This is a genomic window from Paenibacillus alba, assembly GCF_013204855.1.
GTDB classification, from domain to species: domain Bacteria; phylum Bacillota; class Bacilli; order Paenibacillales; family NBRC-103111; genus Paenibacillus_E; species Paenibacillus_E alba.
The window spans coordinates 82,030-103,472 of the sequence record NZ_JABMKZ010000029.1 but is presented as its reverse complement, the minus strand read 5'-3'; the positions used below and the strand labels follow the sequence as shown (position 1 = coordinate 103,472).

Genomic DNA, 21,443 nt, shown 5'->3' with positions numbered 1-21,443 from the left:
TGCCTAGCAAGCAGCTCTGGGGGTGTTATCTATCTAGATGAGCTACAGAAAGAGAGGAAACGTCATGAGACCTAATTTTGATTTAGCATTGGAAGGGGCAGCGATTCAGCCCGTCATCGGAGATTATTACCGTGTTCGGCAATGGCAGGGAATTCCAGGTATCGAATGCGCTCCTGATAATAGGTTGTGGGCGGCCTTCTACAGTGGAGGGACAGGAGAGGGCCCCAGCAATTACGTCGCTCTCGTGAAGAGCGAGGATCGCGGACAGTCGTGGTCCGATCTGCTCTATGTGATTGATCCACCGGAGCAGGTGCGAGCCTTCGATCCATGTTTGTGGAAGGATCCTGCGGGACGCTTGTGGGTATTCTGGTCCCAAAGTTACAGTTGGTACGACGGACGCTGCGGGGTATGGGCTTCGGTCTGCGCGGACCCGGGAGCTGACACAATTGTCTGGACGAATCCAAGGCGTATTGCCGATGGGATTATGATGAATAAACCAACGGTGTTGAAGAACGGGGAATGGCTGCTGCCGATTGCCGTATGGGCTTGTCATGAATCTCCGCTGAACGAGCTGCCGGAGCAAGCCTTCTCGAATGTGTATGTGTCGACGGATGCGGGAGCAAGCTTCCAATTGCGAGGTTCTGCGGACATTCCGAATCGTCACTTCGACGAGCATATGATCGTTGAGCGGGGAGATGGCAGTCTTTGGATGCTGGTCAGAGCTTTCTATGGAATTGGGGAAAGCATTTCTTATGATGGCGGGCGCACTTGGTCGCCTGGCAAGCCGACTGTACTTGGCGGTCCCAGCTCACGTTTCTTCATCCGCAGATTGCAGTCAGGTCGCCTGCTGCTGGTTAACCACTATGGGTTCAAAGGACGAAGCCACCTGACCGCCATGCTGTCCGAGGATGATGGACTTACGTGGAAAGGCGGGCTGGTTCTTGATGAAAGAGCAGATATCTCCTATCCAGATGGTGTAGAGGATCGAGAGGGCCTTATTTATGTCATTTATGATAGGGAACGGGAGAAAGCCAAAGAAATACTGATGGCCGTGTTCACCGAAGAAGATGTTGAGGCGGGAGCATGTGTGTCGGAGCATGCGGCATTGCAGCACTTGGTGAATAAAGCCTCTAATTGAGGGAAAACAAAAGACGATTGGGGGTGAGATGAAGGAATTTGCTGTTAGAATCAGCTGGATGTTCTGAATTGGGATTTTTTGTAAGCGTTTTAATATCTGATAAATGAATGGGAGGATGGAAAATGAACTATTTTGCAAGATATATGAGTATGTTTATGGTGTTAACTTTATTGTTGAGTGTTATAAGCACAGTTCCGTCGCACGTATCCGCACAAAGCACAGTCATTCCCGATGTCGATCAAGTTTCTGCTTCTTGGCCTGTCGTCTTTGAGGATGCTTTCTCCAGTCCCACGGCCAAATGGGATGCTCCTGCGGGCAACTATATGAATTATCAATATGTGGATGGGCGGTTTGTTGCCAAGGATGCAAATGCTAGTTCGAAAGCAAGGATCAAAGGAAGGAATTGGTCGCAATTTCTGTTAACGTTTAATCTGGTGATCCCCGATGATTCGGCGGCAGGCTCTTTCATGCGAGTTGACTTTGGCGACAGCCAAAGCAGCAGCTATGATTCGTTATTAGTGAAACAAAATAAACTCTCATTTTACAAATCAGGCATCGTTGGCGAAACCAAGCTTGCCGACTACACGATGGAATCCGGGGTCAGTTACGATTTTAAAATACTGGTTGATGGCAGTTCGGCCATCGTGCAATTGAAGAAGAATGATCAAAGCGTCTATCAAACGATAGGCATGTACACCAATTTGTATGAAGCAGAGAAAAGGACCGTAACGTTTGGGCACAATCTGTTGAAGCCTAGTTTGGATAATGTAAAGGTCTATTCGCCGGAGGCCGAATTCCCGCAAATTCCCGATGTCGATCAATTGACAGCATCATGGCCTAACGTTTTTGAGGATACGTTTGCCAAAGCGACAGCCAAGTGGGATGCGGCACCAGGCAATTATATGAATTATCAATATGTGGATGGGCGGTTTGTCGCCAAGGATGCAAACTCTGTGTCCAAGGCAAGGATCAAGGGGAAGTCATGGAAGAAATTTCTGCTCACGTTTAATCTCATGATCCCGGATGTCTCAGCGGCAGGAGCTTTCATGCGAGTTGATCTTGGCGACAGCCAGAGCAGCAATTATGATTCGTTATTAGTGAAACAAAATAAACTCTCATTTTACAAATCAGGCATCGTTGGTGAGACCAAGCTTGCCGATTACCTTATCGAGTCAGGGGTTAGTTACGATGTTAGATTACTGGTAGACGGCAATTCGGTCATCGTGCAAATCAAGAAAAAGGAAGAAACCGCCTATCAAACGATGGGGATGTATACCGGCTTATTCACAGCTGCCAAAAGAACGATCACCTTCGGGCATCATTTATTGATGCCGAGTCTGGACGATGTGCGGGTATTTGCTTCGGCAGCCGACAACCCTTATACAGGACCTGTTCTTAGCAGCCTGCAATTCTATAAAACAACGATGAATCTTCGTGTAGGAGACACGGAAAATTTGCGAGTGATCTATGAGCCCGCGAATGTTGAATTGGATGATGACAGCGTCATATGGAGCAGCAGCAACGAGCAAATTGTGAAGCTAACTGGAAGCGCTTCAAAAGCCAGAGCTGTAACAGCCGTGTCGCCAGGAAGTGCCGTGATCCAAGCGGTAACAGCCAATAACAGCATCATCGTTACTTGTCAGGTCACGGTCACGCCGGCCGCAGCGCTGACGCATAGTACGTCCTCATTTGCCGTGTATGGGGGGGGGAAAGCAATTCCTTCTGCTCTGTATGGCATGAATGACCCCAAACTGAATGATCTGGGCCGATCCGATCAATGGTACAGCGCAAGAAACATTTCCTTGATGAAGGATCTGGGAATTGATCTCCTGCGTGTGCCTGACGGCACTGCGGCGAATTATTATTTGTACAAAGACGGCTCACTGGTCAATGCGAACGATCCCCGTTATGCGAATGTAACAACCGGATTCGAGTACACTTCCGTCAACGGGAAAAATAACGGCAAAAACGGCATTTATCTCAACGATATATTTAAGAGCCCTAATGAGCTTAATTTGCCAAGCACTTTTGTGCTCAATGTGGCTTATCAGTCTGTGGAGGATATCAAGGATGAAGTGCAGCAAATCAGGAGTCTATCCCAGCAGCCGATTCGTATTGAAATGGGCAATGAATTTTATCTGAATCACTATGGCAATGCTTTCCCGTCAGTGACCGACTATGTGTATAAAGCTCGTCAGGTGTACACGGCGATTAAGCAAATCGATCCATCGATTAAAGTAGGCATCGTTATTTTGGATAAATGGCAAGAGACGATCATCGTTGGCAACCCTGACGCTCATAAGCCGAATGACCCGCTTGATCTGGTTGACTCTGCCCATAACCGTTATGTCAGATGGGAAGAATGGAACAGGACCATTGCCGCAAATCCGGATATTTATGATGCCGTCATCCCGCATGAATATACAGGGATTCACGATCTTGATAATTTGACCCAAGAGAAGTTCATGGACTTTCTCAATGTGAATAATGAAAACCGCTACCAATTGATTAAAGAGCAGTCAGCGCAATTTCCGAACAAGGAGTTTTGGATTACGGAGTATGGCGGTATTAGCGGGCTTATTTTTGGCGGCGAAACCAATTTGACCGAAAAAGGAAGAATTCATTTAGGGAAAACGCCCGCTTTTGCCATGCATTATATGGAACGATTTTTGAATTTTGTGAAATCCGGCAATGTCCAGATTTCGGCCTATCATTGTTTGATTGACAATCAATTTTTTGGCGTCGTACAGGATCGGTTTGATGCGAATAATAAGGCAGGGATGGTCGTGCTTCCCCCTTACTACACTTTCAGGGAAATCGGGAAATTGCTGAAGGAAAACGACTATTATTATGATATGAATATGACGGCCGGCGATTACAGAATGATGAACAATGCCATGCCAGCCGATTATGTTTATGGGAAAGACCTGAAAGTGAATGACGTTGGCGCTTGGGGCCTAGGTGATGAGGAGGGTGTCAAAACCGTTGTGTTCAGCAATAGAACTAACAAAGAAATCGAGGTGTCGCTCCCTGGTCAGCAAATGATGCCAATCTGGTCTTACGGCGGCGATCCTGTGCCTGATTTTCTTGTTAACGACTACACCATCTGGAGACAAGAGCCTCGAAGCAATCCATTTCCAATAGTCCCAGTCGGTCAGTTCTCGGCAACAACAACGTTGAAACCTTATACGATGACCGTGGTGAAACTTCAGGAAAAAACCTATGAAGATGTCAACGCCAATTATTGGGCAAAATCAGCCATCAACACGGTTGCTACGAAAGGAATTGTGGCTGGTGGAACCGCGAGTTATTATTTGCCGGAAGCGCTGATGACTAAAGCTGATTTCACCGTTATGCTTGCCAAAGCTTTGCAAATACCGAATGATTACTCCGATTCGCCGACTGTCTTTGCGGATTTGAGCGCTGCTGGCTACACGGAGTATCCGGCCATTATTGCGGCAGCAGGAAAAGGCATCGTGGAACGGGATCAAGCAGGTAATTTCAACCCGAATCAGACGTTAACGAAGCAGCAGATGGTGGCATTAACGCAAAAAGCGGCTGCGGTTTTGGGCAAAAACGCGGATAGCTTGACGACATATTCAAGTTTCAGCGATCCGAGTTCCACTTCCTTGGATGCGACGCGCGCGGAAGCTGCCACAATTATTTATCTCTTGTTAGGACTTTAGAGGCGCAAAAAGTTCAAAATCCCCCACTGACCACAAATGGTTGGAGGGGGATTTTTATGTATGGGCAAGCTACAGTTAAGCAGACTAGGTTCAGGTTTCCTAAGATTTTAGACCAAATGCCGAAGATATGGAAAGGATGTCTGTTTTCGTGGCGCTACAATAAAGATACAAAACAATCACAGAAAGGAGATTAAACACATGTACGCAACAATAAACCTTATGCGGAGATACGGCGTGATGTATGCCTTCATGCTGCCAGGTCTGTTATACTTCGCCATTTTCAAATATGTGCCGATGGTATATATCACCGCTGCGTTTAAAGACTTTAACGTCCTGCAGGGATTATGGCAAAGTCCTTGGGTAGGCTGGCATAACTTTCAGCTGTTTTTCGATGGTGTGTATGTGAAACAAATTATTGGCAACACGCTTATCATCTCGGCGTACAAATTGATTTTCTCATTCCCAGCGCCGATTGTACTCGCTTTAATGCTCAATGCGGTCACCTCAGGCGGTTTCAAACGGACGATCCAAACACTGACGTACCTGCCTCACTTTCTTTCATGGGTCATTATTTACGGGTTGCTGGTTGCTTTCCTGGCGCCTGGATCGGGGCTCATCAACCAACTATTGAACGCCTTCCATCTGGATCGGATATCGTTTCTGACGGAATCGGGACTCATCCGATCGCTCATCGTGACAACGGACATCTGGCAGTCAATCGGTTGGGGGGCGATTATTTATCTAGCGTCGTTAGCCGGCATTGACCCTAGCCTGTATGAGGCTGCGAAGGTGGATGGCGCCTCCCGTTCACGTCAGCTATGGCACATCACGCTGCCTGGCATCCGCAATGTGATTATCCTTATGCTGGTGCTGCGTCTAAGCGCTATTCTCGATGTGGGTTTTGATCAGATTTTCATTATGCTGAATCCGCTTAATCAAGAGAAGGCAGACGTGATCGAAACATGGGTGTATCGTGTCGGCATGCAAGAAGGGCGGATTGGACTTGCCACAGCGGTCGGATTGTTCAAATCCGTGATCGGCTTCGTACTTGTACTCGGGGCGAATCGCATCGCCAAAAAATTCGACGGACAAATTTGGTAGGAGGAAAAGCGCCTTATGCAGCACACGACAACCAGTGGCCGGATCGCCAAAGGCCTAAATTACACATTGCTTATCTTACTCGCTGCCTCCTGCGTGCTTCCGTTTCTTTATGTCATCAGCGTTTCGCTAACCCCGATCTCGGAGGTTATTAAGAAAAACGGGTTGGTTCTAATCCCGTCGCATATGACTTTGACGGCTTATCGGGAGATCATGCAAGGAGGCAGACTGCTCGATGCCTATCAAATTACCATTTTTCGAGTTGTTGTGGGTACCCTGCTTAATTTGCTCTTTACAGTCTTGACGGCGCTTCCGCTTTCTCGTAAATCTTTGCCGGGACGAAGCTGGTTTCTGCTGTTTATCGTTTTCACCATGCTATTCAACGGGGGCATTATTCCGAGCTATTTGCTCGTCAAAGAAATAGGATTGCTGAATTCGGAGTGGTCGCTGATTATACCAGGACTAATTAATGCTTTTTATCTGATGATCGTCAAAAGCTTTTTTGAGCAGCTGCCCGAAGCCATCGATGAAGCGGCTCGTATTGACGGAGCAGGGGAAATCTCGATTCTGGTGCGCATCGTCCTACCGTTGTCGCTGCCGATTATTGCGACGGTTGGCCTTTTTTATGCCGTGTGGCACTGGAACAGTTATTTTGACGCCTTGCTTTACATCAATAACCCGGAGAGTCAGCCTGTCCAGTTGTTCCTTAGGCAGATTCTGCTCGCATCTGTCGCTATCAGCGGGGACGCAGCTGAAGCTGCCGATGCCGTGAATCCTATTTCCGTACAGATGGCCTCGGTTGTCGTCACGACACTGCCCATTCTGGTTGTTTATCCGTTTATTCAAAAGCATTTTACCCAAGGTGTGCTGGTTGGCTCAATTAAAGGTTAAGTAACCATTATTTCAAAGATATCTAGAGATAACTCTCGATATAGCATGTTACAATAATAAAAAGGGAGAGGTTCAATTTGAGGAAAAAAAGCGTTAGTACGTTGCTCAGTTTGACAATAGCAATAGGAGTGATTGCTGCGGGATGCAGCAAGGCCGAGAATAAGGCGGAGCCATCGGCATCCGGACAGCCGCAAACCACGGCTAAGTCACAGGAAGCTGACAAGAAATATAAACTGAGCTTCTATAATACGATCGGTTATCGGTTGACGACGCCGCTGCCGGCCAAAGAGCAGGACCCGATTCGCCAAATGATCGAGAAGGACAATAATATTGATCTGGAGATGACCATGGGCGGAGAAAACTGGAAAGACAAGCTCAATCTGCTGATCTCCTCCAATCAGATCCCGGACATCGTTTCTTTCCCTGACCGAGCTTCGGCTGTGAAATATTATGATCAAGGCTTGCTGGCTGATCTTGACGAATTGCTGAAACAATTCCCGGAAATTCCTAAGGCGTTTGATGCTTCCCGTCTAGAGCCTATGAAATATAAAGGACACACGATTGGCATACCTGCTTCCGAAGGAGTCGGAGGCGTTAACGGTTGGTGGGTCAACAATACCTGGCTGCAAAAGTTGAATCTTTCGGTGCCGACAAACCCGCAGGAGCTTATGACAGTTATGAAAGCGTTCACGTTCAATGATCCAGACGGCAACGGCAAGAACGATACGTATGGTTTCGTCGCCATGCTGCCGAAGGAAGGAACTCTGGGCTACAGCTCGAGCGGTGCGAAAGGCTTCCAGCAAATTTTCTGGATGTTCGGCGTACAGCCCAATTTTGTCGATGTGAAGGATGGCAAAGTCGTTGTATACAACACGGATCCGAAGACGAAGGAAGCCCTCCAGTTTATTAAGGATATGATTGACGCCAAAGTGGTGGATCCGGATTGGGTGACTATTGATGATGGACTTAAAGTCGATAATAAGATGTATCAGGGCAAGGTCGGTATCATGATTGCAGACTGGCGCCGGCTGGAGCCGGCTGATACGAAAAAAATGCAGGATACTGGAGGCAGCGTACCCGACTGGAAGCAAATAGCGCCTCCGAAGGGGCCGTATGGCGACCAGATTCTGGAAACGAAACCGTTCCAGCAATCCATGGTAGGGCTTTCAAAGGAAGCGTTGAAAGATGCCGGCAAGGCGAAGCGTGCGATGGAGTTCATTCAATACTTGTATACGAGTAAAGAAGCTTATCCTTATCTAGCTTATGGCATTAAGGACAAGACCTTTACGGTGGCGAACGGCCAGCCGAAGCTGATCGATAAGTCCACCTACAATGAAAAGGAAGTAGAATGGCGCTATAATTATGCCTTCGTGCGCAAAGCTAACGACAGTGTTTACTTTGATTTCAAGAACACGGCTGTTACCAACGCCAACCAGAAAATCAATACCAGCTACTTGAAAGACAATAATATCAATCCGCGTATTGTTGACAACGACCCGATGGCGCAGGACCGACTGAAATATGCGAATGAAATGATGCTTAAGTTCGTAACGGGCAAAGAGCCATTGACCAATTGGGATACGTATGTGAAAACGATGCAGGATAAATTCAAACTGAACGATGCCATCGCCATGTACACCAAACAGCTTCAAGATGATGGGGTATTAAAATAAAACGACAGGGAGAAGGGGGATCGCCTCTTCTTTTCCCTATTTTCAGCGGAGAGGAGCGGGTTGCGTGAACAAGTGGATGAAGAGATGGTTTCATACCGTCTCGTTTCGACTGTTTCTGGTCTGCTTCGTCTTTGTACTTAGCTCGGAGGCCATTCTCAGTGCGCTGTCCTACCGGTATATCGAAAATGAAATTACGTCCAGTCAGCTCAATCAAGCTACGCAGCTGTTGCATAAGGAGGAGGAGTATATCGACCTCTATTTTCTGCTTGTGCAAAATACGATATCCCAGCTGTCCTCATCGGCGGATTCGTGGCGCAATGATCTCACTGCTGCGCAGGCCGCGCTCGAGAACGTCTACCGGGAAAACTCCGTGATGCTTTCCGATGTGTACCTGATCCGCAAGGATTTGTCCATCCTAGGCGGCAATCCGGTCACCAAAGTATTCAATGACGCTAGGGAAGACCGAGATCCGCTGTATCAGATGGCTTACAGATCTGCTTATGGTGCAGTGAAGGTCAGTGAGCCTTACGCTAACTTTTTTTCTGGCTGGACGGTCACCTTCACCCGGGCGATCGTGATTGCCGGAGAGCCGATGGCGTTTGCCGTCGATCTCAACCTGACAGCCCTGCAAGAGAGGCTGCAGCGGGTAGGAGAGGGCAGCAATGATTTGCAGCTGGGGATTATGGATAAGGAAGGACGCGTAATTCTGGAGCCCACCGGCAGCCGGTTGTTCAAGGTTGTCGATCATCGGCTCCGCTTTGATGACCGGGACGGGCGCGAGCTTGTCGAGGCCAAGGACGATGTCTTTGAGGAACGGATAAACGGGACGGTGGTAACGATCATGAAGAGCATCAATCCACGTACCAAATGGATTGTATTTGCCCTCTATGACGGCACCGATCTGCAGAAATCCTTAAAGCGGTTGGAAACTTTTTTTGTCGGTCTGCTGCTGCTGGGCTTCCTGCTCAGCGGGGTGACGGCAGGTTTTGTCGCTCGGATGATCCGAACGCCCGTGTATTACCTCATCCGCAAAATAAACCAGGTCAATCATGGCGATCTGAATGTCAACATATCAAGCACGCGCCAGGATGAGTTCGGCAAGCTGGCACAAACATTCGATGATATGCTGCACCAGATTCGGACGCTAATTGAACATGTGAATCGCGGTGAGCGCAAGAAGAAAGAATTGGAGATTCAGGTACTGCAATCGCAGATCAATCCCCATTTTCTATATAACACTCTGGGGTCAATCAGCAATGTAGTGGCTTTCGGCCGCTATCATGAGGTGGATAACATCATTGAAGCGCTGATATCCATTTTGGAATACGGAATAACGGAATTTTCCGACCGTGTCAGTCTGGAGCAGGAGCTCAGGAATGTGAAAGATTATATCTATATTCAAATGATTCGGTACGATTGCGAGTTCGATCTTGTGGAAGAAATTGATCCAAATACGCTGGAGCTGCCAGTGCTTCGTATGGCCCTTCAACCGATCGTGGAAAATAGCATCTTCCACGGTTACGCAGGAGGCCGCAAGTCCGGAGCGATACGCTTGTCGTCTACTATCCGCGAAGGCATGCTCGTGATTGTTGTTGAGGACGAAGGCATCGGGATGACGACTGAAAAGACGAAAGATTTGCTGATAGAGGACCCCGTAGAGAGAAATTGGGATAAGCGTAAACGAATTGGCTTGTACAATATTCATCAGCGCATCCGGTTGAACTACGGGGAGCCTTACGGACTAAGCGTTTGGAGTGAGCCGGGCCGGGGAACCAGCGTAACGCTCACGTTCCCGGATGAGGCCGAAAAGCAGCTTGCGAAGCAGGAAGTTCTGGATAGGAGAGTGGAGTCATGAGAGAGGTGACATGCCTGATCGTGGATGACGAGCCGCCCATGGTGCGCAGGCTGGAGAAGTATTTCGAGCGTTGGGCGGAAAGGCAGCTGCCCTTTCGACTCGTCGGCTATGCTTATTCCGGCGACGAAGCTTTGGAGAAAGCAGCCGAACTGCGGCCGGACCTCATTCTGACGGACATCGTCATGCCGGGGATGAGCGGCATTGAGCTTATTCGCGAGCTTCGTGAACGTATGCCCAGCGTAGAGGTTATTATTCTAAGCGCTTATTCCGACTTTGCCTACGCCAAGCAAGCTATCGCCATAGGCGTGTTCGAATATCTGGTGAAAGTGCCCCTGCGTGAAGAGGATGTATTCACCGCCTTATCCAAAGCGCGCGATAACGTAATGGCCAGAGAAGAGAAGGAACATAGGATTCAGAGCCTGAGCGGTTCCGTAAAGGAGAATTCGCATCGTTTGCGCAAGCATCTGCTGGAAGAGCTTGTGCGGGGCGAAGTGACGGCTTCTGTCATGGAACGTCGCAGCATGGAATTAGCGCCTGGCTTCGAGCCGCGTCAATACGGCTGCTTTGCCATCCGCTTCGACAACTACGACGTCTTCTGTTCGGAATTCTCTCCGTCAGACCGCAACATGCTGAAATACGGCATGCTGAACATTATTGAAGAAGTGCTGCAGGGGGTGGGAGGTTGTTTCGCTTGCGAGCTGCAGCCTAGTGTCATGGTGGCCTTTGCCACTATTCATGCCGGCAGTGAACAAATGTTTGATAACAATTGTTACGAGCTTGGCGTCAATGTTCGCGACGCCATCAAAACCTATTTGAGGATATCGGTTTCAGTCGGTGTTAGCCGTATGCATAGCGGATGGGGCCAAGCTGCGGCCGCTTATGAGGAAGCGAAAGAGGCGCTTAGGGATACCTTCTATGCCAGTTTCGGTACAATCGTGACGTTTAACCGAAGGCTCAGCTACACCGAACACGACTGGCGCGAGCTTACGGAACACTTCGAGCGGGCGCTGGTGCGGGTAAGTGCCAAGTCTACCCGCGAAGTGCTTGCACCGCTGCTTCCTCATCTGCACGATCACCGAGTAAACCCTGACAGGCTGGTTGACTATGTCGAGGGCTGGTGTGTCCGGCTTCGGCAGGGTCTGCTGCCGGCGGAGCATGCCGAAGCCGATGCCATAAGGGGTACTTTCGCTGATTGTACGCATCTGCATCAACTGGTCGAGCGTTTGCGGCTGCAAGGGGAGCGGCTCGGGACGCTTGCGGAAGGAAGCGGTCTTCGTCCTGAAATGATAAAGGCGATGAGATACGTCGAGGATCATCTGAAGGAATCGATCTCACTCAGTCTTGTAGCGGAGCATATTCATTTGAATCCCACCTATGTGAGCGAGCTGTTCAAAAAAGAGTTGGGCGTTAATTTCACTGATTACGTATCCAAGCGAAGAATTGAGCGGGCTATTGAGCTGCTTCGCAAGAACAACTACTCCAATTTGGAGTTGGCTGAGGCTGTTGGTGTTCATAATGAAAAGTATTTCTGCACCTTATTCAAAAAAATAACGGGAACTTCCCCACAGAAGTTTTTCGCTGACAGCTGAAGAGATTGAGAAATTGGGTATGAAGAGGAGCGGATAGCATTGGATCGTATTGAAAATGGAAAAAAACAGAATTTGTTCGAAGCGGCGACTTTTCTTCATCCTCCGGCTGCTTGCCGAAGCGTGCCCTTCTGGTCATGGAACGATAAGCTGGAGCCGGATGAACTGCGCCGTCAGATTGGCGAGATGAAGCGCGCTGGATTAGGCGGCTTTTTCATGCATGCCCGGCAGGGGCTGCTTACCCCTTATATGGGGGAAGCATTCATGGATGCCGTTGAAGTGGCGGTGAATGAGGCTGAGATTCAAGGACTGGAGGCTTGGTGCTATGACGAAAACGGGTGGCCGAGCGGCACGGCCAATGGCATAGTTCCCCGGTTGGGACTTCGTTATCAGCAAAAATCGCTTGAAGGAATTAAGGTGATGTCCGAAGGAGCAGATGAGCAAATCGAAACGCTTCGCCAGAACGAGGATTTCAAATATATGCTCGTACGTCAGAAGAAAGAGAAGCGTTGGCGGATGCTGGAATCTTCCTTGGCAGAGGGGGACTGGGACGAAGGCATCGCCGTCATGTGTCGGGTGAATCCGTACTATATAGACATTCTTTCGGAAAAGGCGATAGAGGCCTTTATAGAGGCATGTCATGAGGTATATTTCCAACGCTTCGGGGAGCGATTCGGCAAGAGCGGAATTCCCGGCATTTTCACAGATGAGTTCAAATTCTCCGGTATTCCTTGGTCGGATGGTTTCGATACCGTCTATCAGGAACGTTACGGGGAGTCGGTATATGCTGCGGTCGGCTGGCTGCTCGCCGAGGCGGATGAACAGGATCAGCCCGTGTTGGAAGAAGCGTATCGCTTACGCTATGCATACTGGAGACTGGTGACGGAAAGATTCCAGCATTCCGTTGGGCTTGTCGCTGATTGGTGTGACGCGCACGGCTGGCAGTTAACGGGGCACTTTATGGGGGAGGATACTTTAGCGGAGCAAATGCATCATACGGCAGGCGTCATGCCGCTTTATGAGAAGATGCACATGCCAGGCATCGACATGCTAGGGCGAAATACGCGGAGTGTGCTGCTGCCCAAGCAAGCTGCATCGGTTGCCCGTCAGCTAGGCAAAGACTTTGTTATTACGGAAACGTTTGGCTGCTGCGGGTGGAATTTGAGCTTCCGCGAGATGAAGAAGCTGGCCGAATGGCAGTTTGTACTTGGAATTAACCGGCTTTGTCCGCATTTGCAAGCGTATTCGATTCGCGGAGTCCGCAAGCGGGATTATCCGCCTTCTCTGTATGTGCAGCAGCCCTGGTGGGACGTATACAAACAGTTCAATGACTATTTCGCAAGGCTTACTTATTTGTTGACGCTTGGAGAAGCCAATTCGAGTATTCTCGTGCTTCATCCTATTCGCACAGCTTGGCTGCAGACAGGGCAAAGAGTGAAAGATCTGCAAGCGCATATGGAGGCATTAGCCGCTGAACTGCTGGCTCTTCAGCGTGACTTCGATTATGGTGATGAAGCTCTGATTCGCAAATATGGCAAGGCGGCAGAAGGCTTGCTGCATGTAGGTTGTCAGAATTATGACACGGTTATCGTCAGTGGCTTGCTTACGTTGGATGGCTCGACCTTTGCTTTATTGAAGCTAATGGCAGCGGAAGGCGGCAAAGTTATACTTATTGGAGAAGGGCCCCGTTATTTGGAGGGGAAGCCCAGTAGAGAAGTGGCGTCATGGTTTGCGAGCGATGCTGTTATCCGTGTTGCGAATGTGAGCTCCTTGGCACGAGATGATCACGCGCTGGCACGAAAAGACTGGCTAGCGGTCAGCGAAACTTCGCCTGATGCTATGCGGCACTTGTATGTTCAGGAGCGTCGCATGCCAGGAATGAAGCTGCTGTATGCTGTTCATACTGGCGACACCGGCTTCATCGAGCTGCAAATTCAAGAAGCAGACAAGCGATGCTGGAAGGAGCTTATCTTGGAACAAGGAACGGAATCCAAAGATGATGTGCGCGCGATGGCCTCGACTATAAAGTTAGCCCCTGGGGAGTCCAAGTTTTTCGCAATCCGGGAGTGTGCCGAAGATGATGCAGGAGCTTTGTCTGTGGCGAAGGAGACATCAGCTGCCCCCCTCGCCATTCCGCTGGAGGCAGCATGGCAGTATCGTTTGGACATGCCTAATGTTATAACGCTTGACTATGCGGTATATCGCATAGATGGCGGCGATTGGATGCCTTCCACATACGTGCTGAACATTCAAGAGAACTGCATCGCTATGCAGCGACCAGTTCACATTGAAATGGTCTACACGTTCGAGACAGCAGATGAGCTTCTGCTGCACACCGACCGATCGCTATGGAAGCTGGCGATAGAGCGTCCTGAGTATTGGCAGGTGGAGGTAAACGGCCAATCCGTCTACGCGGATGAAGCTGACGGCTGGCTTGGCGGCGACAGGAGCTTTCCGACGATTCCGATTGGACGTCAAGTGAAGGCCGGGTGGAATGCCATCCGCATCTCCGGGCTTTTTCAGTGCAATGAGGAGACTTATCGTTTCTTTGGCGTTGCAGGAGCCAACCTGGCCCCCATTCGCAATAAGCTGATCTTCGATGTGGAGATCGAGAGTCTGTATGTGCTGGGTCCGTTTGCCGTTCAGCCGGCCGTCGACTGGGAGTCCGCAGCGGGGGATGCTCTCTGGACAGAGGGGCCGTTTCTGCTGACTGACCTGCCGGAGAAGCTCGATGCGGAGGATATCACGCGTCAAGGGCTGTCTTTTTATGCGGGGCGCATCGTTTTGAACCAGTCCATTCCTTTGTCAGAGAGTGTACGAACGGAGCTGCGAAATAACAGCAAAAGGCTTGTCCTGCAATGGGACAATATGCGCTGTCCTGCCTTTGGCGTCACCGTGAACGGACAACGTGCAGGAACCGTTCTCTGGGGAGCGAACCAACTGGAATTGAGCGTGGAGCCGGTGGACGACATGCTGAATCTTGAAATTGAAGTAATAACAAGCGGCCGTAATACGTTCGGACCTCATCATCATCTGAAGGGTGAGGTCATGTTTGTCGGACCGACCAGCTTCACGGATAAGATCGGTTGGGTCGATGCTGGTGCCCAAAGGATATGGACGGACCGGTATTGCCTAGTTAGCTTTGGGTTGTCCGGCATTAAACTGCTGCTTGTTTGAATTGGTGATCAAATCCCGAGGGAAAGCATAGTGCTCCCACGGGATTTTTTTTGCAGTAAGCGTATATTATCCCTGTTATAATACGTATTTGCACTTGAGAAGAAGTGCCGTAATGGATTAAATTGGAAATGTAACTGTATATTATTTGGATATTCATAAGGGGGGATGATTCGACTGCAGCCGTTTTTCGGATGGAGAAGTAGAGACTGTACAGACATTTAAGGAGGAATTTTATGAAAAATGTTTCACACAGCCCGACGGGGTTAAAGAAAGTGCTTGCTTTTCTGTTGATTGCAGCTTTACTCCTTGCTTTGATTCCGGGAATGGCCTTTGCTGCGGATCGAGGTGCTTGGGCACCTAATGTGTCCTATGTGGCAAATGATACGGTAACTTATAGCGGCAGCAGCTATAAATGCATTCAAGGACATACCTCTCTAGTAGGCTGGGAACCGCCAAACGTACCTGCCTTGTGGGGACTCGTTCAAGGTGGAGGCGGAGATACACAAGCTCCAACGGCACCTTCCAATTTACATGCAACCGGAACCACAACATCCAGCATATCACTCACCTGGAACGCATCTACAGACAACGTTGGCGTTACTGGATACGATGTCTATCGGGCTTCTGCGTTAGTTGGCAGTGTTTCCGGCAGTACGTTATCCTACACGGACGCGGGATTAAGTGCCGGCACATCTTATTCGTACACCGTGAAAGCGAAAGATGCGGCAGGCAATGTGTCCGCTGCCAGTAACTCGACAAGTGCTGCGACCAATACGGGGGGAAGTGATACACAGCCTCCTACGGCTCCTGCGAATTTAAGCGTAACTGGAACTACATCATCCAGTGTTTCCTTATCTTGGACTGCATCTACGGACAATGTTGGCGTTACAGGATATGACGTCTACGTAGGAGGGACATTGTCAGTGTCTGTAACGAGTACGACGGCTACGGTTACAGGACTTGCAGCAAGCACAGCGTATTCTTTTACTGTGAAAGCCAAAGATGCGGCTGGTAATGTTTCTGCTGCAAGCTCGGCGATTAGCGGAACAACCCAAAGCTCTGGCGGGGGAGGCCTACTACCGAAACATATCCTCACAGGGTACTGGCAAAACTTCACGAATGGTGCAACGAATCTCAAGCTTAGCGCGGTACCAAGCCAGTATGATCTTATAGCCGTGGCTTTTGCCGATATGGACGCGACCAAACCAGGCGGAGTTATTTTTAATGTTGATTCTTCGTTGTCTACGGCACTTGGCGGCTATACGAATGCCAATCTCATTAGCGATATCCAGGCTAAGCATGCGCAAGGCAAAAAAGTGATCATTTCCGTTGGAGGGCAAAATGGCAATATTGATTTGAGCGCTGCTTCCCCCAATGTGAGCAATTTTGTAAATAGTATGTATGGCTTAATGACACAATTCGGGTTCGATGGCATCGATATCGATCTGGAGAACGGCATGAATGTTGCGAATTTAACTAGTGCTATTCGTCAGCTGCAGCAAAAAGTTGGCTCCGGTTTCATTTTGACTATGGCCCCGCAAACGATAGACATGCAGAATCAAAATACGTCCTATATGCAGCTCTACACGAACCTAAAGGATATTACGACGGTCATTAATGTTCAGTATTACAACTCCGGCTGCATGCTGGGTCGCGATGGTCTTTGCTATTCCCAAGGCACAGAAAATTTCTTGACGGCACTATCTGACTTGACTCTGCAGTGGGTAGCGCCTTCCCAACTTGGGCTGGGCCTTCCAGCTACGACATCTGCAGCCGGGGGAGGCTACGTCACTCCTACGGTCGTGAACAACGCGCTCAGCTGCTTGGCAGCCGGGACTAACTGCGGAAGCTACAAGCCTGTAGCGAAATATCCGGATATTCGTGGCGCCATGACATGGTCGATTAATTGGGATGGCGCAAGCAGCTATAATTTTGCAAATACGGTAAAAACTTTCTTGACGACCATGCCATAAACGATTTTGTCCTAAGTGACGATCATCTCTCGATATGCAATCGGGGATGGTCGTTTTTTTATGGAGTATTGCAAATAGTTAATTACTGATATAATCACTGAAAAAGAGACAGGAGTGAATCTATTTTGTCGACACAGGTGAAGGATCTATTTGCGATAACGTTATTTGATGTGAAAAAAATACAATACTACTCCCGGTTCATGTTTGATTTCACCCAGCCTTATCTGACGGTATCCTATATCAAAGACGGGGAAGTAATCACGACAGACGACGGCAAGGAGTATATTGCCAAAACCGGTGACGTGATGATTCATCGCCCTGATACGCCTTTTAATGTGATTTCGCAAAAAGAAGGGATTCACTTTCTGTTTAGCATAGAATTGCACGTTAGAGAGGGAGAAGATTTCTTTCAGTTGTTCCCGTTCAACAAGGTAATTACAATTCGGGACACTGCTCTGTATGAGAAGAAGTTCGACGAACTCAAAGACATGTGGCAGCAAAAGGATCATGAACAGGGGGCCGTGCAGGCAGGTTTTCTGGCGCTGTTTCTGCTTCATGAGATTGTGGAAAGCTCCAAAATCGGAGAAAAGCGTGCATCGAGAGATACGTTCGAAATTGCCCGCTTTAATTATGCGCTTCATTATATTGAGAAGGGGTTGGAGCGAAATATTACGCGTGAGGAATTAGCTGACATTTACCATATGAATCCTGTCTATTTTAGCCGGGCTTTTAAGCAGGTATATGAACTGACCCCGATGCAGATGCTTCAAAAAATGAGATTAATACAAGCGAAACGAATGCTGGAAGACCAGGAAAACACCATCGAGCAAATTTCGCAGAAATGCGGCTTTTATGACGCGTCGCATTTCAATCGCGCTTTTCAGAAAGCATTTCGCATGTCCCCTAGTAATTTTCGAAAAAGTATCAAAAGTACAAAAAATGGCATCGTGCCTACATGGTCTGCGGATAGGTTGTAGGATAACATATAAAATATAGTTTAGGGTGAGGAGGGCTTGACAGCGTATACAATTAGCGGAATTACTCACTACAAAGGTTAACTGCGAATATTTGCAATCTTAAAAAGGGGGAAATATATCAATGGTACAAAAAAGGAAATATTCTGCTATTTTAATCGGATCTGCACTAATTGTACAAATCATTACGGCTTGCTCTGCCACTCCTGCGAATACAGCTAGTACGGGAACTCCTGCAGCAACGGGAACTTCGGGAAATAAAGCTGAAGCAGCGCCAACAGGTGACAAGGTTACCTTGCGGGTGATGGACTGGGCAGATAGTGAGAAGCCCTATCGCGAGAAATTTATCAAAGATTTTGAAGCGAAATACCCAAATATCAAAATCGAATATACGTTAATGAGCGTTGACCAATTCCAGAATACGATCACGACCGCGATTAAATCGGGAGACGCGCCGGATTTGTTCCCTATTCCAGGCAATATGTCGCTCAGTATGGCAGTGAAAGGAGAATGGTATCAGCCGTTAGATGCGTACCTCGATGATGCTTTTAAGAGCCAATTCATTGATGGCGTGTTCGTGGAAGGTTCCACGGTGTTAAATGGCAAGGTTTATTCCATACCTGCACTTTCTAGCGTGCCGAGTACGCTTGTGTATTACAATAAGCAGCTATTTAGAGATGCCGGACTGAACCCTGATAACCCGCCAAAAACATATACAGAATTCCGTGAGGCGGCGAAGAAAATTACGGTAGCGGGTAAAGGCAAGGCGTACGGTATCATCGAGGGGGGCAAACAAATCGGCCGATGGAAGCTGGCAGCGATGGACTGGTCCGCGCTGGGCGGCAGCGGGTTGAACCAACAATCGCCGATCAGCTTGGCCACGCATGACGCGAACTATGACAGCAAAGCCGTTGTCGATGTCATGAACTTGTTCAAGGGGATGAAGGATGACGGAAGCTTCCATCCGAAGACGATGAGCATATCCGCTCCTGAAGCTCGCGCTTTATTTGGCGAAGGTCAGGCTGGTTTCATTTTGCAAGGGGAATGGTCCATCGGTGTATGGAAACGGGATAATCCTAATTTGGATTTCGGTGTGATGATGCCTCCGGTGCCGGACGATGGACAGAAGGGGTATCTGCCTAAGTCAACCATTGGTGCTTGGATCGGAATGTCGAAGACATCGAAACACCCGAAAGAGGCTGCGCTTTATTTGAAGGAATATTTCAGCAAGGAATATCAGTCCGTATTGGTTAAAGCGGGAGACCGATTCTCGATCTTAAAAGATGTTAATGAGAGCTCCTCCGAAATTCCACAGTTTAAGCAATACTATGACATTGTTCAGAAATCTTCCCGTTTAATTCCGAATCCGCAGATTAGAAACCCTGAGCTTACAAGTGTGTATGGCAATTATAAGGATGTTCAGCCTGGTGTGGGCGATATCCTGCAAGGGGTCGTAGCCGGGGCGATCAAAGATCCAACCGCTCCACTAAAGCAGTACTCCGATCTCGTTAATAAAGCGTTGGATACGGCTATCACGAAGGCGAAGTCGGAAGGCGCCAAGGTAGACAAGAATGATTTCATCTTCTCCAATTGGAGCCCAGATAAGAATTACTCCGAACAAGATTACAAATCGATCAAATAATGGGGAGTTCACACAGCGTGAAAACCAAATGGAAAATTGAATTGTGGTGTTGGATATTCCTAGTTCCAACGTTATTGCTTTTCGTCCTGTTTCAAGGCTGGCCGATTGCGGCCAGCTTGTACTATGCGACGTTGGATTGGTCGGGTTTGACATCCGATGCGACCTTTGTTGGACTTGATAACTTCGCTAGTGTGGCGAAGGACCCTTACTTTTGGAACGCTTTTAAAAATAGTTTCAAATTTATGTTCGGTGTCGTGCCTCTTAACCTCTTTATTCCATTAATACTAGCCGTTATTTTGAATCGTCCTAGGTTAAAGGGAGCCAGCATATACCGGACCTTAATCTTCCTGCCAGTCGTTACAACGACATCGATTGTTGGTATTATTATGGTTTTCATATGGGGCAGCGATGGCGTCGTCAATGATGCGTTAATGAAAATAGGTTTGCTTAGCACGCCGATTAATTGGCTGGGAGATGCCAAATGGTCGATGTTTACCGTGGTCCTCATTTCGGTGTGGAAAAATCTCGGTATTAATATGATTTATTGGCTTGCCGGACTTCAGGGTATTCCAAAGGATCTGTATGAAGCGGCTGAAGTGGATGGCGCAAGAGGGACTAAATTATTTTTTAATATAACAATACCACTGCTTTTACCTATAGGAGCTGTCATTTTACTGCTAAATGTTGTCAATTCCCTGAAAGTATTCGATTTGATCAAAACGATGACCAACGGAGGCCCCTTTTTCGCAACCGATGTGGTGTCCACCTATATTTATCGATACGCCTTTTCCAGTGAAATGGGACTTCCGCAACTTGGGTATGCGTCTGCTGCCGGACTCTTCTTTGCAGTAACCATCAGTGCGCTCGCGATTATCCAATCCGTGCTGAATAAACGAATTAAAGGTCGTGCCAAATTATGAAAATCCTAAGATTATCATCGTTCCACGTCGTCATGACCGCCTTTTGCATCGTTTGGATTTATCCGTTCTTATGGATGGTGTCCGCTTCCTTCAAGACGCAGAGCGAATTTTTCACCAATGGACTTCGATTAATTCCTAACAGCTTCCAAATGGGGAATTTGGTCAGAGCGTGGAATGAAGCCAATTTTGAACGATACTTTATCAATAGTGTGGTTATTTCCGTCAGTACCATCCTCATCGTACTTCTGGCAACGGCAACATGCGGATATGTGCTTGGCCGATATGTATTTAAAGGGAAGAAGCTGGTTTTGGGGGTTCTCGTCGCCAGTATGTTTGTACCGATGGAATTTGCGATTATTCCGATTTATGATCTGATCAAACATTTGGGACTAATGAACAACTTGTTAGGTGTTATTTTTGCAGAAGCTGGGGGAGCGCATATCATCTTTATTTTGCTCTTTTCTACTTTCTTCGGCCAGATTCCGAAGGAGCTGGAGGAGGCCTCCATTATGGACGGCTGTGGATTTTTCCGCACCTTTTTCACAATTATGCTGCCGTTATCGAAGCCAATCGTCGGTAGTGTGACGATCATGCAGTTCATCTGGTCCTGGAACTCTTTTATGATTCCATTAATTCTAACACTCAGTTCGCCTAATCTGCGGCCTCTTGCCGTTGGCTTATATGCGCTGCGGGGTGAGAATGTCGTGGATTGGACGGGGATTGCCGCCGGTGGTACGATCGCGATACTTCCGATCATTGTTATTTTCTTATTTCTGCAGCGCTATTTTGTAGATGGGATTGCTGGAGCAGTGAAAGGCTAACGACAGATG

Annotated in this window: 13 protein-coding genes; all 13 read left to right on the top strand. The window is 48.3% G+C overall.

Features of this window, described 5'->3' with window-relative positions:
* Positions 1 to 64 precede the first annotated feature (64 nt).
* The 13 genes from HQN90_RS27575 to HQN90_RS27515 all read left to right on the top strand — a co-directional run bounded on the left by HQN90_RS27575 (position 65) and on the right by HQN90_RS27515 (position 21,434).
* On the top strand, positions 65 to 1,138 hold the full coding sequence (locus HQN90_RS27575; protein ID WP_173224768.1) for a sialidase family protein: 1,074 nt from the start codon (positions 65 to 67) through the stop codon (positions 1,136 to 1,138).
* Between the two features lie 122 nt (positions 1,139 to 1,260).
* Positions 1,261 to 4,824 carry an S-layer homology domain-containing protein gene (locus HQN90_RS27570; protein WP_173224765.1) on the top strand — a complete coding sequence of 1,188 codons (3,564 nt, stop codon included), beginning with the start codon at positions 1,261 to 1,263 and terminating at the stop codon, positions 4,822 to 4,824.
* A 198-nt stretch (positions 4,825 to 5,022) separates the two neighbouring features.
* Complete coding sequence (locus HQN90_RS27565; protein ID WP_246362871.1) at positions 5,023 to 5,925, top strand: ABC transporter permease; 903 nt, start codon at positions 5,023 to 5,025, stop codon at positions 5,923 to 5,925.
* Positions 5,926 to 5,940: 15 nt separating this feature from the next.
* Positions 5,941 to 6,813, top strand: coding sequence for a carbohydrate ABC transporter permease (locus tag HQN90_RS27560; protein ID WP_173224762.1), 873 nt, complete (start codon positions 5,941 to 5,943; stop codon positions 6,811 to 6,813).
* Positions 6,814 to 6,890: 77 nt separating this feature from the next.
* Complete coding sequence (locus HQN90_RS27555) at positions 6,891 to 8,486, top strand: type 2 periplasmic-binding domain-containing protein (protein ID WP_173224758.1); 1,596 nt, start codon at positions 6,891 to 6,893, stop codon at positions 8,484 to 8,486.
* Between the two features lie 64 nt (positions 8,487 to 8,550).
* Entirely contained in the window at positions 8,551 to 10,341 is a 1,791-nt protein-coding gene (locus HQN90_RS39720) for a histidine kinase (RefSeq protein ID WP_173224755.1), read from the top strand.
* Positions 10,338 to 11,930, top strand: coding sequence for a response regulator transcription factor (locus tag HQN90_RS27545; RefSeq protein WP_173224752.1), 1,593 nt, complete (start codon positions 10,338 to 10,340; stop codon positions 11,928 to 11,930). Before HQN90_RS39720 ends, HQN90_RS27545 begins: the two co-directional genes overlap by 4 nt.
* A 39-nt stretch (positions 11,931 to 11,969) precedes the next feature.
* The gene (locus tag HQN90_RS27540) at positions 11,970 to 15,104 is read left to right on the top strand and encodes a glycosyl hydrolase (RefSeq protein WP_173224749.1); all 3,135 of its coding nucleotides are present in this window, start codon (positions 11,970 to 11,972) and stop codon (positions 15,102 to 15,104) included.
* 233 nt (positions 15,105 to 15,337) lie between these two features.
* Complete coding sequence (locus HQN90_RS27535; protein ID WP_173224746.1) at positions 15,338 to 17,077, top strand: fibronectin type III domain-containing protein; 1,740 nt, start codon at positions 15,338 to 15,340, stop codon at positions 17,075 to 17,077.
* A 125-nt stretch (positions 17,078 to 17,202) separates the two neighbouring features.
* Positions 17,203 to 18,054 (top strand): helix-turn-helix transcriptional regulator, encoded by an 852-nt coding sequence (locus HQN90_RS27530; RefSeq protein WP_173224743.1) that lies wholly within the window; start codon positions 17,203 to 17,205, stop codon positions 18,052 to 18,054.
* 121 nt (positions 18,055 to 18,175) lie between these two features.
* Positions 18,176 to 19,693 carry an ABC transporter substrate-binding protein gene (locus tag HQN90_RS27525; protein WP_173224740.1) on the top strand — a complete coding sequence of 506 codons (1,518 nt, stop codon included), beginning with the start codon at positions 18,176 to 18,178 and terminating at the stop codon, positions 19,691 to 19,693.
* 17 nt (positions 19,694 to 19,710) lie between these two features.
* On the top strand, positions 19,711 to 20,613 hold the full coding sequence (locus HQN90_RS27520; RefSeq protein ID WP_216855487.1) for a carbohydrate ABC transporter permease: 903 nt from the start codon (positions 19,711 to 19,713) through the stop codon (positions 20,611 to 20,613).
* Positions 20,610 to 21,434, top strand: a complete 825-nt coding sequence (locus tag HQN90_RS27515; RefSeq protein ID WP_173224735.1) for a carbohydrate ABC transporter permease — start codon at positions 20,610 to 20,612, stop codon at positions 21,432 to 21,434. The genes HQN90_RS27520 and HQN90_RS27515 overlap by 4 nt, the downstream gene beginning before the upstream one ends.
* The last annotated feature ends 9 nt before the right edge of the window (positions 21,435 to 21,443 follow it).